Below are 14,063 nucleotides of genomic sequence, written 5' to 3'. Positions count from 1 at the left end.
TGTTTTTTAATTTATGGGGGATAATGTGTCATGCGGAACATAGCGCAGCCAATTGGCATAGTAGCATATGGGCACATGATTGCATTGACCAATTATAAACCGGCTTTGAACCAATTCTTTTACACTTTGTTTCTATCACAATCTAAACCGATTTCATTATGAAAGTACAAACAGGGCAGGGGACCATTCCCCTCATTACGTTAGTAGGTATATTTTCCATCTCGGCACTCAATGCATTGCCGGGACTGGCGGTGTCGCCCATTTTGGGAGATTTGAATAAAATATTTCCCTCTGCTACAGATCTGGAGATCCAGATGTTGTCTTCGTTGCCGTCACTTCTTATCATACCCTTTATCTTGTTATCAGGTAAATTGACAGAGAAAGTGAACAACCTTTTGTTGTTGCAGATAGGGCTGGCTCTTTTCGGGGCGAGTGGTATTCTTTATCTGCTTTCTGATAAAATGTGGCAGTTGATAGCCGTCAGCGCCATGTTGGGGATGGGGTCGGGATTGATTGTTCCGCTTTCTACCGGATTGATATCCCGTTATTTTGTGGGAAGTTACCGTACAAAGCAATTTGGTTACAGTTCTGCCATCACCAATATCACGCTGGTGCTTGCCACTACGCTGACAGGATATCTGGCAGAAGTGAACTGGCATTTGCCGTTTTTGGTCTATCTGTTTCCTTTTGTATCCGTTTTCCTTACTCGTTATCTGAAAAAAGATCTCTCCAATTATCATTCCTCTGATGATATTCCAGCCGATACTGTCAGGGAAATGGGTAAGCGGGGAATTAATGTCAAGGCTTTGGTCAGGCTGATGGCTTTTTACGGATTGGCTACTTATCTGGTGATTATTATTAGTTTCAATCTGCCTTTCCTGATGGAAGAATATGGGCTGTCCAGTGGTAGGGCAGGCATCTTGATATCTTTGTTTTTTCTCGCTATTATGGCACCGGGTTTTGTCCTGAATAAGATAGTGCAGGTCTTGGGCCGCCGTATCTATATGGTTTGTTTGTTGATGATAGCCTGTGGAATGGGGATTATTCTGCTTAGTCGTTCCGAAATACTGATTGCTTTGGGATGTATTCTGAACGGGCTTTCATACGGTATTATCCAACCGTTGATTTATGATAAGACTTCTGATGTGGCGGTTCCTCACAAAGTGACGTTGGCACTTGCTTTTGTCATGGCGATGAATTATGTGGCCATACTGCTTTGTCCGTTTATTGTGGATGCTTTTCAGAATCTGTTCCATTCTCATTCGCAAACCTTTGCCTTCTGGCTTAATCTGATGGTAGCCTTGATGGGGATGTTTATTGTGATGAAGCAGGAAAAACTGAGTTTATAAGAAAAATACCCACGTAATAACATAACAGCATGAAGTATGAATAGACAAGTTGAAGCAAACCTTAGCATGGTTGTCTCCAAAGCGTTGGGAGGCCTTAATATGAACGCACTGAAGTATCTTTTACCTTTGTGGATAGCTCCTGTGACAGGGGTTACTTTCCGATTGGTATTTGGGGCCGCCGCTTTTTGGCTTATTGATATATTTTGCAAGCCCGAAAACTCCACTATCCGTCAGAAATGGCAGCTCTTTATTTTAGGGGCTTTAGGTATTTATGGATATATGTTTTTTTATTTGTTGGGTATCAGTAAGACTACTCCGGTTTCCAGTTCTATTTTTGTCAGTTTGGAGCCTATATGGGTATTCATTATCTCTGTATTGTTTTATAAGGAAAAAGTAACCTGGATGAAAGTGCTTGGCATTGGAATGGGATTGGGAGGAGCTGTTCTATGCATATCCACACAACCTAGTGACGATCTTGCCTCCAATGCTCCGTTAGGTAATTTGATGTGTTTGGCCAGTTCATTGGTTTATGCCGTCTATCTTGTTTTCAGTAACCGTCTGTTAAAAGGAGTGGGAGATATGACGATGTTAAAATATACTTTTTTAGGGGCGGCTGTTATGGCTGTTGTTGTCAATACGATTTATGGCTTTGATGCTCCTATACTGAAAATGTCACTTTTCTCTACGCCTATGTTGGTCTTGCTTTTTGTTTTGGTATTTCCTACCACCATTAGTTATTTATTACTTCCTCTCGGGCTGAAATATCTGAAAACGACATTAGTAGCCATTTACGGGTATTTAATATTGATTGTTGCTACGGTGACTTCTTTTGTTTTGGGGCAGGATCGCTTCTCATGGACACAGTTGGCGGCGATTGTTCTTATTTGTGCCAGTGTTTATCTGGTGGAAGTAGCCGAGAGCAATAAACAGATTACGTCGAAATTAAAATAAGACAGCAGATAAGGAGTGTCAAAATGAAAACGATAGTGCTGCCGGGGCTTTTACATATTTCCTTGAGTGTGAACTTTGTCGACAAGTGAAAAGGAGAACAAAGAGAAAAGAATACAATTTTACGTTGTATGTGAGTGTAAGGAATCAATTTTATTTGTAGCTTTGCACCCAATTTAAAAACAAGAGTGTTATACCTATGCTACAATTAGATGCAATATACAAAGCGGCTCATGTCCTGAAAGAGGTTGTCCGTCGCACTGATTTGATTTATGCTCCTCAGATAAATCCTGAGAGTACAGTTTATCTGAAGCCCGAAAACCTGCAACTCACAGGATCGTTTAAAGTGCGTGGTGCTTATTACAAGATTTCCCAATTGTCCGATGAAGAAAAGGCGAGAGGCGTGATAGCCTGTTCTGCCGGTAATCATGCGCAAGGGGTGGCATTGGCTGCCACTAAGTGCGGTATCAAGTCGTTGATTTGTCTTCCGGAAGGAGCGCCTATATCTAAAGTTGAGGCTACGAAGCATTATGGGGCGGAAGTTTGTTTGGTTCCGGGAGTCTATGATGATGCTTATCAGAAAGCCCTGCAATTGCGTGATGAAAAGGGATATACTTTTGTTCATCCCTTTGATGACGAGAACGTGATAGCCGGACAAGGTACTATCGGTTTGGAATTATTGGAGGAAATGCCGGATGTGGAGGTAGTCATTGTTCCCATTGGTGGGGGAGGACTGATTTCGGGAGTGGCTTATGCGTTGAAGGCTTTGAAACCATCTGTCAAGGTATATGGCGTACAGGCGTTGGGTGCGGCCAGTATGGCAAATTCTATTCTTCATTCGCGTATTGAGCGTCTTCACTCTGTTTCCACTTTTGCCGATGGAATCGCGGTGAAAGAGCCGGGAACAAATACTTTTGACTTGGTAAATCAGTATGTGGACGGAGTTGTAACTGTGACTGAGGACGAGATTGCCGCAGCTATTCTGGCATTGATAGAACGCCAGCGGATTGTTGCAGAGGGGGCGGGAGCTGTGTCCGTTGCCGCAGCCATGTTCAATAAAGTACCGGTAAAGGGTAAGAAAACTGTCTGCCTGGTGTCCGGAGGCAATATTGATGTGACGATATTGAGCCGTGTCATCAGTCGCGGTATGGCGAAGTCGGGACGTACCTATGCAGTAACTTTGGACTTGATAGACAAGCCGGGGCAGCTGTTGGGAGTCAGCAAAATTGTCGCAGAGCAGGGAGGAAATGTAATTTCTGTACATCATGAGCGAAATAGTGAGAGTGCAGATGTCACCGGATGTGCCCTTCGTGTCGTTATGGAAACCAGAAACGAGGAACATATAGCATCCATTCGTCAAAAACTGTTGGATGCAGGCTATGTGATAATGAAATAAATTATATACCTTACAAGTAGAAAGGAGGAAAATTAAATATTTCTTCCTTTTCTTGCTTCTAATTTTAATTTCTCCACACAAAAAATCGATTTTTATAGTGAAAATATCATTTTATACTTCTTAGAATCCAATTAAAGTCGTACATTTGTCGCAGTTTTGTAATGTAGAGTTTGCAAAAATGACCGATATAATCAAACATCGTGGTATTGTGGAAAACATTGAAGGTTCTCACGTGCGGGTGAGAATCGTACAAACTTCTGCCTGTTCGGCTTGTAGTGTGAAAGGGCATTGCAATGCATCTGAAAGTAAAGAGAAACTGATTGATGTTTTTGACATGAAGGCATCTTCTTACCGCATAGGTGAGGAGGTGATGATTTATGGTACTACTTCCATGGGGATGCAAGCCGTATTGCTGGCTTTTGGTATCCCTTTCTTGGTATTGCTGATTACTTTATTTATTTCCATGCGTCTTACGGGGGGGGATGAGTTAAGGTCGGCGCTTGTTGCTTTGTCAGCCTTGCTCCCGTATTACCTTATTATATATGTATGCAGGAATAAGTTGAGCAAGAAGTTTTCATTTACGCTTGAACCAATAAAAAATAATTAATAAATAACTAACTAAAATTTATGGATTTAATTCTGGTTGCAGTAATTTCGTTGGGAGCGATTGGCTTGATTGCCGCGGTAATCTTGTATGCCGCTTCTAAGAAGTTTGCTGTGTATGAAGATCCGCGGATTGCCAAGGTGAGCGAAGTGCTTCCTCAGGCGAATTGCGGTGGATGTGGTTATCCCGGTTGCTCTGGTTTTGCCGGTGCCTGCGTGAAGGCTGCCGATGCCGGTTCACTGGAGGGTAAGTTATGTCCGGTTGGTGGTGCTCCGGTAATGGAGAAAGTAGCTGCCATTTTGGGATTGGAAGCCGTTGCTGCTGAACCGAAAGTTGCGGTGGTAAGATGTAACGGTAGTTGTGAAAATCGCCCTCGTACTGCTCTGTACGACGGAGCTAAATCGTGTGCCATCGCTCATGCCACTTCAGGTGGTGAGACGGGTTGTACATTCGGTTGTCTGGGTTGTGGTGATTGTGTGGAAGCGTGTCAGTTTGATGCTATTCACATGAATCCTGAAACCGGTCTTCCGGAAGTGGACGAAGAAAAATGTACAGCTTGTGGGGCTTGCAGCAAAGCTTGTCCGCGTAAGATCATTGAAATTCGTCCGAAAGGAAAGAACAACCGCCGCGTAGTGGTGATGTGTGTGAACAAGGATAAGGGAGCTGTTGCCAACAAAGCTTGCAAGGCTAGTTGTATTGGTTGTGGAAAGTGTGTGAAAGTGTGTCCGTTCGAAGCCATTACGTTGGAAAATAATTTGGCATACATTGATCCGGCTAAGTGTAAGTCTTGCCGTAAATGCGAATCGGAATGTCCGAAAGGGGCTATCCAAGCTATCAATTTCCCGCCACGTAAACCGAAAGTAGAAGTGCCGGCTGGTGAGGCTGCTGCAAAACCTGCTGTAAAAGTAGAGGCTTCAAAGGTGGAAACTCCGAAAGCGGAAGCGGTGAAAGCTGAGGCTCCGAAAACGGAAGCATAATCAAAATTCAAAGTAAGTAAAAATTAAAAAGATATAACAGTGAAGACATTTAGAATTGGTGGAGTACATCCAGCAGAAAATAAATTGTCAGCAGGCAAAGCCATTGAAACACTTGCACTTCCTAAGCAAGCGGTATTTCCTTTGTCACAGCATATCGGTGCTCCTGCTACTGCCATCGTGAAAAAAGGCGATGTGGTGAAGGTAGGTACGAAGATTGCTGAGGCGGGTGGCTTTGTTTCAGCAGCCATTTTCTCGTCTGTATCCGGTAAAGTGAACAAGGTAGACGCCGTAATCGATGCTAGCGGTTACCGCAAGCCGGCTATCTTTATCGATGTGGATGGTGACGAATGGGAAGAATCAATAGACCGCAGTTCGACATTGGTGAAAGAGTGTGCTCTCACACCCGAAGAAATCGTTGCTAAAGTGAAAAATGCAGGTGTAGTAGGTATGGGCGGTGCTTGTTTCCCTACTCATGTGAAACTTTCTCCTCCTCCGGGCTGCAAGGCGGAATGTGTAATTATCAATGCTGTAGAGTGTGAGCCTTACCTCACTGCCGACCATCGTTTGATGCTGGAAAAGGCAGACGAAGTACTGGTGGGGGTAAGCATCCTGATGAAAGCTGCAAAAGTGACCAAGGGATATATCGGTATTGAAAATAATAAACCGGATGCTATTAAGTTGATGACTGAAAAGGCTGCTCAGTATCCCGGTATAAAGGTAGTTCCTTTGCAGGTGAAATATCCGCAAGGTGGTGAGAAACAGTTGATAGATGCTGTGATCGGTCGCCAGGTTCCTGCTCCTCCCGCTATTCCTATCAATGTGGGTGCGGTAGTTCAGAATGTAGGTACTGCATTTGCCGTTTATGAAGCCGTTCAGAAAAACAAACCTTTGTTTGAACGTATCGTGACTGTTACGGGTAAGTCTGTCAAGAATCCCTCCAACTTCCTCACCCGTATGGGTACCCCGATGAGCCAGCTGATTGATGCGGCTGGCGGTTTGCCCGAAGATACGGGAAAAGTGATAGGTGGCGGTCCGATGATGGGTAAAGCACTGGTTAATACGGAAGTTCCCATTTGTAAAGGTAGTTCGGGTGTGCTGATTATGAATGATAAGGAAGCTGCCCGTGCGGAAGCTCAGCCCTGTATCCGCTGTGCCAAGTGCGTCAGTGTGTGTCCTATGGGATTGGAGCCTTTCTTGTTGGCGACACTTTCAGCTCATAAGGACTGGGAGAGAGTAGAAAAAGAAGATGTAATGTCGTGCATCGAGTGCGGTTCGTGTCAGTTTACATGTCCGTCTCATCGTTATTTGCTGGACTATATCCGTTTGGGTAAGGGCACAGTAGGCGGTATCATCCGTGCACGTAATGCTAAAAAATAATTCGACAAAATAGTATGGCTAATAAATTAATAGTATCATTATCGCCTCACGTTCATAGCGGTGACAGCATACAGAAGAATATGTATGGTGTACTCATTGCGTTGATACCTGCGTTGCTGGTGTCATTTTATATGTTCGGACTGGGCGCCGTGGTGGTGACCTTGACCTCGGTTGCCGCCTGTGTATTCTTCGAATGGGCGATTACCAAGTTTATTTTGAAGAGAGAACGCTCTACCATCTGTGATGGTTCGGCTATTATAACCGGTGTGTTGCTGGCATTCAATCTGCCTTCCAACTTGCCGCTTTGGATTATTATCATCGGTGCGTTGGTGGCAATCGGTGTGGGCAAGATGACTTTCGGCGGATTGGGTTGTAATCCTTTCAATCCCGCGCTGGTAGGTCGTATCTTCCTGCTGATTTCTTTTCCTGTGCAGATGACTTCATGGCCGTTGGTTCAACAATGGGGAAGTTATACCGATGCTGAAACCGGTGCTACTCCGCTGGCATTGATGAAAATGGCTGTAAAGGGTGATGCAAATGCTTTAGGTCAGTTGCCCGATACATTAAGTCTGTTTCTGGGTAATAACCCGGGTTCACTAGGTGAGGTGAGTGCATTGGCTTTATTGCTTGGTCTGGGATATATGCTATGGAAAAAGATTATTTCCTGGCATATTCCTGTATCTATTCTGGTGACAGTATTTGTATTTTCCGGGCTGATGCATTTGGTTGATCCGGTTGCTTACGCATCTCCGTTGGCTCACTTGTTTACAGGTGGTTTGATGTTGGGAGCTATTTTCATGGCAACCGACTATGTTACTTCGCCTATGACTCATAAAGGTATGATTATTTACGGTGTGGCTATCGGTTTCCTGACGGTGGTTATCCGTTTGTTCGGTGCATATCCCGAAGGTATGTCTTTCGCTATATTCATTATGAACGCATTCACTCCGTTAATCAATACTTATTGTAAACCTAAAAGATTCGGGGAGGTCGTGAAGAAATGAAAAAACTAGAATCATCTTTGAAAAACATGGTTATCGTGCTGACAGGCGTAACCGTGGTAGCCGGAGCATTGCTGGGTTATGTGAATGAGTTGACAAAGGAACCCATTGCACAGGCTAATGCCAAGGCTTTGAGTGATGCCATTGCTATCGTAGTTCCGGGATTTGACAATAATCCTGCCGAAGCTCCTGAAACCATAGAATTGGAAGGCGTTACTTATAAGATATATAAAGCAACCAAAGGAGGAGAATTTATTGGTGCAGCCGTAGAGTCTTCTGCAAATGGTTTTGGTGGTGCGTTGAATGTATTGGTAGGTTTCGATAAAGAGGGTAATATTATAGACTATTCTTTGTTGAGTCATGCAGAAACTCCGGGACTGGGATCAAAGGCAGCCGATTGGTTTAAGAAAGGCGGCAAAGGCGATATTACTGGTATGAATCCGGGACAGAAAGCATTGGTTGTAAATAAAGATGGCGGTCAGATAGATGCAATCACTGCTTCTACTATCACGACACGTGCTTTTCTGAAAGCTGTGAATAATGCTTATGCGGCATATAGTGGCCAAAATGTGGATGGTTCCAGCGGTGCGACACAGCAGGTGTCTGAAACTGCTGCCGATGACCCCAAAGCAGCTAAGGCACAATGTGAGGGAACTCAGGATTGTTGCGGACAAGCCTGTGACTCTGCTGCCTGCAAAGCTGCTTGTGGTGGTAAATGTGATCCTGCTAACTGCGACAAGGCGGACTGTAAAAAAGCAGAATGCCCAAAGCAAGATTGTAAAAACAAAAAATAAGGAAGGAGCAGACTATGAATAATTTTAAAGTATTGATGAACGGGATTGTCAAAGAGAATCCTACGTTTGTACTCCTTTTGGGTATGTGTCCTACATTGGGAACCACTTCTTCTGCCATCAATGGTATGGGTATGGGACTGGCAACCATGTTTGTGTTGATTTGTTCGAATGTGGTAATTTCATCTATCAAGAATCTGATTCCTGATATGGTGCGTATTCCTGCATTCATTGTGGTTATAGCATCATTTGTAACCTTGTTGCAGATGATTATGCAGGCATATGTGCCGGCGCTGTATGCTACTTTGGGATTGTTTATTCCGTTGATTGTGGTAAACTGTATTTTGCTGGGACGCGCCGAAGCGTTTGCCGCAAAGAACGGTCCTGTTCCTTCATTCTTTGACGGATTGGGTATGGGACTAGGATTTACACTTGCATTGACCATCCTTGGTGGTGTACGTGAGTTCCTTGGTACAGGTAAATTGTTTGATATCGCTATTATGCCGGAGCAATACGGAATGTTGATTTTCGTTCTCGCACCGGGAGCCTTCATTGCATTGGGTTACCTTATTGCGATTGTGAATAAACTGAAGAAAGCATAACCCGTAAAAAGTAAGAAAATGGAATATATATTGATATTTATCACCGCTATATTTGTGAACAACATTGTGTTGTCACAATTCTTGGGTATTTGTCCATTCCTCGGTGTATCCAAGAAAGTTGAGACAGCTACGGGTATGGGAGCGGCTGTTGCATTCGTGCTTACCATCGCTACCATTGTTACCTATCTTATCCAGAAATTCGTGCTCGATGCTTTCGGGTTGGAATATTTGCAGACCATTGCATTTATCCTTGTCATTGCAGCATTGGTACAGATGGTGGAAATTATTTTGAAGAAGGTATCTCCCGCCCTTTATCAGGCATTAGGAGTCTTTCTTCCGTTGATTACTACTAACTGCTGTATTCTGGGTGTGGCTATTTTGGTAATCCAGAAAGACTTTGATTTGTTGACGGGGGTGGTTTATGCCTTCTCTACAGCTCTTGGTTTTGCTTTGGCTATGGTGTTGTTTGCAGGTATCCGTGAACAATTAAGTTTGGTGAATATACCTAAAGGAATGCAGGGAATGGCTATCGCATTGGTTACTGCCGGTCTGCTGGCAATGGCATTCATGGGATTTTCAGGTGTAGACAAAGGCTTGGGTGTTTTGTTTGGAATAGAATAAATTCACTTCATCGTTAAAATAAACCGATTCAGAAGTCCGGAGCACAGCTTCGGACTTTTTTATTAGAAAGAAATCCATTGTTCTTGTCCGTAAATTCAATTTTTATGCTTATTTTTGCATTAGAATTAATAGAGAGATTAAATGGCTATGACCTTGATTGTACTCGCGGCCACTATGGGGAATAAATATGGTGGATTGAAACAGCTGGAGGGAATAGGTCCTAATGGCGAAACAATATTAGATTTTTCCATATATGATGCCGTAAGAGTCGGATTTAATAAGATCGTATTTGTCATAAGCAGACATTTTGAACAAGAATTCAAGAAACTGGTATCAGGCAAATACGAACATGTGGTAGAAGTGGAGTATGTTTATCAGGATGTGGAAACGATTCCTGAAGAAAAGCGTAATCCGAAGCGCAAAGCACTGTACGGTTCGGTAAGAGCTGTTCTGATGGGAGAAGAGTTGATTGACTCTCCATTCGGTGTGATAAATGCCGTGAACTTTTACCAAAGAGAAAGTTTTGAATTGTTATATAATAATCTGGTGATGTTGGGAGAAGCTGACTACCATAGTTTCAATATTTGCTACAGGCTGAGAAATGTATTGGCGGAAAGCGGAGGGGTTACCCGTGGTATTTGTGAAGTGGATGAAAAAGGATATCTGTTGTCCGTTACAGACCGTGTAGGAGTAGAACGGATAAGTGGAAATCCGATGTATCCTAATGAATTACATAAATGGGTGGCTTTGGATGACAACAGCTTGGTTTCAATGAATATGTGGGGATTTACTCCGCAGGTATTCGGTGAGATGAAGAAGGCGTTCGATAAGTTCATAGATGAGAATGGAATGGATATGAAAGCCCATTATTCTATTCCGGCTTTTATGAATGAGCGTATTGCTGACGGAGTCAGGGTGAAAGTGATTGAGACACCTGCCAGATGGATGGGATTGGTATCGCATGATGACAAGATACAAGTCCTGCTTCGTATCAATGATATGATACGAAAAGAGATCTACCCGTCGAAGTTGTTTTGAACCTATTAGAAAACGACAGAATATTAAGTATTATGAAAGAAAGAATTTTAGTAACAGGAGGAACCGGCTACATCGGTTCTCATACGGTAGTAGAGCTGCAAAATAGCGGTTACGACGTAGTGATTGTGGACAATTTGTCCAACTCAAGCGCCGATGTGGTAGATAATATAGAAAAGGTTTCAGGAATCCGTCCTGCATTTGAAAAGTTGGATTGCTTGGATCTTGAGGGAATGGATAAGCTGTTTACTAAATATCCGGGTATAAAAGGTATTATTCATTTTGCGGCTAGCAAGGCTGTGGGTGAATCGGTACAAAAACCGTTGTTGTATTATCGCAATAACTTGGTTTCATTGATTAACCTGTTGGAATTAATGCCGAAACATGGAGTAGAAGGTATTATTTTTTCATCATCATGTACGGTGTATGGTCAGCCCGATGTTCTTCCTGTAACGGAAGAGGCTCCGATTAAGAAGGCTGAGTCTCCGTACGGTAATACAAAACAGATCAATGAAGAAATTATTCGTGATACAGTTGCTTCGGGATCGCCTATCAATGCTATTATGTTGCGTTACTTTAATCCTATTGGCGCACATCCCACTGCATTAATAGGTGAATTACCTAATGGGGTTCCACAAAATTTGCTACCTTATGTTACTCAGACAGCGATGGGTATTCGTGAAAAACTGAGTGTGTTCGGGGATGATTATGATACACCGGACGGTTCTTGCATCCGTGACTATATATATGTAGTGGATTTGGCGAAGGCTCACGTTATCGCAATGGATCGCATTTTGAATAACAAGCAGAAGGAGAAGGTGGAAGTCTTTAATATTGGAACGGGTAAAGGCGTTTCTGTATTGGAACTGATCAATACGTTTGAAAAAGCTACCGGTGTGAAACTTAATTATCAGATCGTGGGTCGTCGTGCCGGAGATATTGAGAAGGTATGGGCTAATCCTGATTTTGCTAATAAGGAGTTGGGATGGAAGGCAGAAGCCAATTTGGAGGACACTCTACGTTCGGCTTGGAACTGGCAGCTGAAACTAAGAGAAAGAGGAATTCAATAAGAATTAAGATATTTTTAGAAAGACCGATGAACAAAGGACGCTAGTGTGGCGTTTTATAGATGCAAATAACCTGAAACCCCTCTTGGATATGTGAATACCTGATTGGCGGTAGTTATGTTACTCAAAACATAGAGCAGGCTAAAAAATTGCATAGTAGTTTTGTCGTGTTTTATTTTGTGTTTGTGTTGTGGCTGTTCTCCGACGTGAGTCGGGGGACAGTTTTTTTTCTGACTATTTAGTTGTTTTTTAGTTATTTATGGCTATATTTGTCGAAAATAATCACGCACTACTTTATGAAAACAAAATTTTGGATCATCTGCTTATCAGTTTTCTTTGTGTCTTGCTTGCGTAATATGCATGATATATATACGGGGGAAGAGGAAGAAGAGGAGGAAAAAATCAATAAAGGCGATTTTTTTGATTTTACTACTGTCCGTAATAGTCAACTTATCATTGATTATGGCATGAAAGTACAGACTGCTTTTTATCTGTATGATGAATATCCTATGGAATTAGTTGGAAATACTTGGGAATTTAAAGATATAAATCCCATTTATGCCGCTTCGACTGATATGAATGGTAGGTTTTTTTCAAAAGTATCTTTGCCGGCTTATTTGAAAAAGGTATGGTTGGTAACTGATAATGTGTTGGTCGTATCACCTGTTGAATTGGAATTTCTATCTGACGGACTAACCTTTAATTATGTTGATTATAAGGCACAACTGTCTGCCAACGGGCATTCTAGAGCGGTAATGGGAGGAGTGAGTTATCCTGACGGATATGATGTATTGGGTAATTGGAATGAAAATGGGGTTCCTGATTATTTGTTGCCTGAAAAGTTGGATATACCCGGTGCTTTTTTAGAGAGATGCAGTAATTTAAGCCGTTCTATAGTAGTAGATAATCGTAATTTGCTGGAAAGGTTTCCGGAACTACGTACTTCAGGGAGTAATGATATGGTAATAACTAAATCTACAGGTTTGGTTGCGACTTATTTTGATTTCTCGTCTACTGCGTGGGAGGATATGGTTGCTTATTATACTTATAAAGAAGGAGAGTCTGTGGACATAGCTACCATAAAAAAGACCATCCTGATTCCACGTTCCAGTAGGAATGCTCCTAAATCTTTAGTCGGTGAGCAAATAAAACTAAAATATTGGAATAAGGAACAAAGCAAGTATGAAGATGAATTTCCCCAAGGTACTCATATTGGATGGATTTTATTGGGAATGGGATTTGGAAAAGAAAAGGGTGTTTTTCCTCGTTATTCTAATCCTGCATATAACGATAATAAAGAGCAACGTTCAGTTTTGTTAAGTGATCCGGAACTGGACAATTGTTTCTTTATGGCTATGGAAGATAATGTGGACATGCGTTTTAATGATGTACAGTTTGCTATTATGGCGTCTGCTTCTTCTTCTGTAGAACCTACTCCTAATATACCGGATGAAGTAAATAAGGGTGAAATTTCGTATGTAGTCAAAGGGTCTTTGGCTTATGAGGACAATTGGCCTGATAAGAATGATTACGATATGAATGATGTTGTGATATATTATTCCAGTACAGTTGTGAAAGATAAATCTTCTAACGCATTGGTGCGCACCACTACTACTTTTACTCCGATGAATGATGGTGCTACTTATACAAATGGGTTTGGTTTTCAGTTGGATTACGTAGGGAAGGAGCATATAGATTTGGTGCAGGTGAGTCAAGAAGGTAATGTGATCGGAAAAAACTTTGAGCCGGGAATAGAAAAGCCTGTATTAATACTTTTTTCTGATATAAAGCCTGTTCTCAAAAAGCCTGTGACTGTAGTGATCGGATTTAAAAAATATGATAAAGTAAGCGACATGGATGCTTATCCGCCTTACAATTCTTTCATTTTTGTGAATAAACGTTCTCATGAAGTACATTTGTCAGGCTATAAGCCGACAAGCGTAGCTGATGAGAGTTTACGTGGTACGGGTAGTGATTTGAGTCAAGACTCCAATGGTATCCCAATGTATTATATAGCAGAAGATAATATGCCTTTCGCTATAAATATCAGTAACAGTGAATTTAGATGGCCTTCAGAGAAGGTGTCTATTACTACCTATTATCCCGAGTTTAAACAGTGGAGAGATTCTTTTGGCGCGGATTATAAAGATTGGTATTTACATCCTAAAGAATAATAAAGGGTGAAAGGCACTGTTGTTTTTGATAAATCGGACTAACAGGACTTTTTACTTGAAAAAATGTCACCTTTTGAAGCCAAGTGATTCAATCTTTTTGTACTTTTGCGGACAATATGAT

13 protein-coding genes are annotated in these 14,063 nt (G+C 42.1%); all 13 read left to right on the top strand.

Annotation, left to right across the window (positions count from 1 at the left end; all coding sequences use genetic code 11):
- Nucleotides 1-158 precede the first annotated feature (158 nt).
- The 13 genes from AB5062_RS15295 to AB5062_RS15235 all read left to right on the top strand — a co-directional run bounded on the left by AB5062_RS15295 (nt 159) and on the right by AB5062_RS15235 (nt 13,942).
- Nucleotides 159-1,349 (top strand): MFS transporter, encoded by a 1,191-nt coding sequence (locus AB5062_RS15295; RefSeq protein ID WP_057099295.1) that lies wholly within the window; start codon nt 159-161, stop codon nt 1,347-1,349.
- 36 nt (nt 1,350-1,385) lie between these two features.
- Nucleotides 1,386-2,300 (top strand): DMT family transporter, encoded by a 915-nt coding sequence (locus AB5062_RS15290; protein ID WP_005851603.1) that lies wholly within the window; start codon nt 1,386-1,388, stop codon nt 2,298-2,300.
- A gap of 196 nt (nt 2,301-2,496) precedes the next feature.
- Nucleotides 2,497-3,693, top strand: a complete 1,197-nt coding sequence (ilvA, locus tag AB5062_RS15285; protein ID WP_005841490.1) for a threonine ammonia-lyase — start codon at nt 2,497-2,499, stop codon at nt 3,691-3,693.
- A gap of 178 nt (nt 3,694-3,871) precedes the next feature.
- Nucleotides 3,872-4,300 carry a SoxR reducing system RseC family protein gene (locus AB5062_RS15280; protein ID WP_012055929.1) on the top strand — a complete coding sequence of 143 codons (429 nt, stop codon included), beginning with the start codon at nt 3,872-3,874 and terminating at the stop codon, nt 4,298-4,300.
- 20 nt (nt 4,301-4,320) lie between these two features.
- Entirely contained in the window at nt 4,321-5,274 is a 954-nt protein-coding gene (locus AB5062_RS15275; RefSeq protein ID WP_005841495.1) for a Fe-S cluster domain-containing protein, read from the top strand.
- Between the two features lie 39 nt (nt 5,275-5,313).
- Complete coding sequence (rsxC, locus tag AB5062_RS15270) at nt 5,314-6,651, top strand: electron transport complex subunit RsxC (RefSeq protein ID WP_117678049.1); 1,338 nt, start codon at nt 5,314-5,316, stop codon at nt 6,649-6,651.
- Nucleotides 6,652-6,665: 14 nt separating this feature from the next.
- Complete coding sequence (locus tag AB5062_RS15265; RefSeq protein WP_022509117.1) at nt 6,666-7,655, top strand: RnfABCDGE type electron transport complex subunit D; 990 nt, start codon at nt 6,666-6,668, stop codon at nt 7,653-7,655.
- Entirely contained in the window at nt 7,652-8,446 is a 795-nt protein-coding gene (locus AB5062_RS15260) for an RnfABCDGE type electron transport complex subunit G (protein ID WP_008671243.1), read from the top strand. The genes AB5062_RS15265 and AB5062_RS15260 overlap by 4 nt, the downstream gene beginning before the upstream one ends.
- 14 nt (nt 8,447-8,460) lie before the next feature.
- Nucleotides 8,461-9,045 carry an RnfABCDGE type electron transport complex subunit E gene (locus AB5062_RS15255; protein WP_005841504.1) on the top strand — a complete coding sequence of 195 codons (585 nt, stop codon included), beginning with the start codon at nt 8,461-8,463 and terminating at the stop codon, nt 9,043-9,045.
- Nucleotides 9,046-9,063: 18 nt separating this feature from the next.
- Nucleotides 9,064-9,666, top strand: coding sequence for an electron transport complex subunit RsxA (gene rsxA / locus AB5062_RS15250; RefSeq protein WP_005841506.1), 603 nt, complete (start codon nt 9,064-9,066; stop codon nt 9,664-9,666).
- 141 nt (nt 9,667-9,807) lie between these two features.
- On the top strand, nt 9,808-10,704 hold the full coding sequence (locus tag AB5062_RS15245; RefSeq protein WP_117694871.1) for a hypothetical protein: 897 nt from the start codon (nt 9,808-9,810) through the stop codon (nt 10,702-10,704).
- 32 nt (nt 10,705-10,736) lie between these two features.
- Nucleotides 10,737-11,771, top strand: a complete 1,035-nt coding sequence (gene galE / locus AB5062_RS15240) for a UDP-glucose 4-epimerase GalE (protein WP_005841511.1) — start codon at nt 10,737-10,739, stop codon at nt 11,769-11,771.
- A gap of 293 nt (nt 11,772-12,064) precedes the next feature.
- Nucleotides 12,065-13,942: an LruC domain-containing protein gene (locus tag AB5062_RS15235; protein ID WP_022509119.1), complete on the top strand. Its 1,878-nt coding sequence runs from the start codon at nt 12,065-12,067 to the stop codon at nt 13,940-13,942.
- Nucleotides 13,943-14,063: the final 121 nt, after the last annotated feature.

It is taken from the genome of Phocaeicola sp. RTP21359st1_B8_RTP21360_211022 (genome assembly GCF_040911965.1).
GTDB classification, from domain to species: Bacteria; Bacteroidota; Bacteroidia; order Bacteroidales; family Bacteroidaceae; genus Phocaeicola; species Phocaeicola vulgatus.
This window is presented reverse-complemented; position numbering and strand designations above follow the sequence as displayed.

Coding starts and splice junctions, on each gene's coding strand:
- AB5062_RS15265 (WP_022509117.1), top strand. CDS start 6,666: ATGGCTAATAAATTAATAGTATCATTATCGCCTCACGTTCATAGCGGT.
- AB5062_RS15245 (WP_117694871.1), top strand. CDS start 9,808: ATGGCTATGACCTTGATTGTACTCGCGGCCACTATGGGGAATAAATAT.
- rsxA (WP_005841506.1), top strand. CDS start 9,064: ATGGAATATATATTGATATTTATCACCGCTATATTTGTGAACAACATT.
- galE (WP_005841511.1), top strand. CDS start 10,737: ATGAAAGAAAGAATTTTAGTAACAGGAGGAACCGGCTACATCGGTTCT.
- AB5062_RS15255 (WP_005841504.1), top strand. CDS start 8,461: ATGAATAATTTTAAAGTATTGATGAACGGGATTGTCAAAGAGAATCCT.
- AB5062_RS15295 (WP_057099295.1), top strand. CDS start 159: ATGAAAGTACAAACAGGGCAGGGGACCATTCCCCTCATTACGTTAGTA.
- AB5062_RS15235 (WP_022509119.1), top strand. CDS start 12,065: ATGAAAACAAAATTTTGGATCATCTGCTTATCAGTTTTCTTTGTGTCT.
- AB5062_RS15290 (WP_005851603.1), top strand. CDS start 1,386: ATGAATAGACAAGTTGAAGCAAACCTTAGCATGGTTGTCTCCAAAGCG.
- AB5062_RS15275 (WP_005841495.1), top strand. CDS start 4,321: ATGGATTTAATTCTGGTTGCAGTAATTTCGTTGGGAGCGATTGGCTTG.
- AB5062_RS15260 (WP_008671243.1), top strand. CDS start 7,652: ATGAAAAAACTAGAATCATCTTTGAAAAACATGGTTATCGTGCTGACA.
- AB5062_RS15280 (WP_012055929.1), top strand. CDS start 3,872: ATGACCGATATAATCAAACATCGTGGTATTGTGGAAAACATTGAAGGT.
- ilvA (WP_005841490.1), top strand. CDS start 2,497: ATGCTACAATTAGATGCAATATACAAAGCGGCTCATGTCCTGAAAGAG.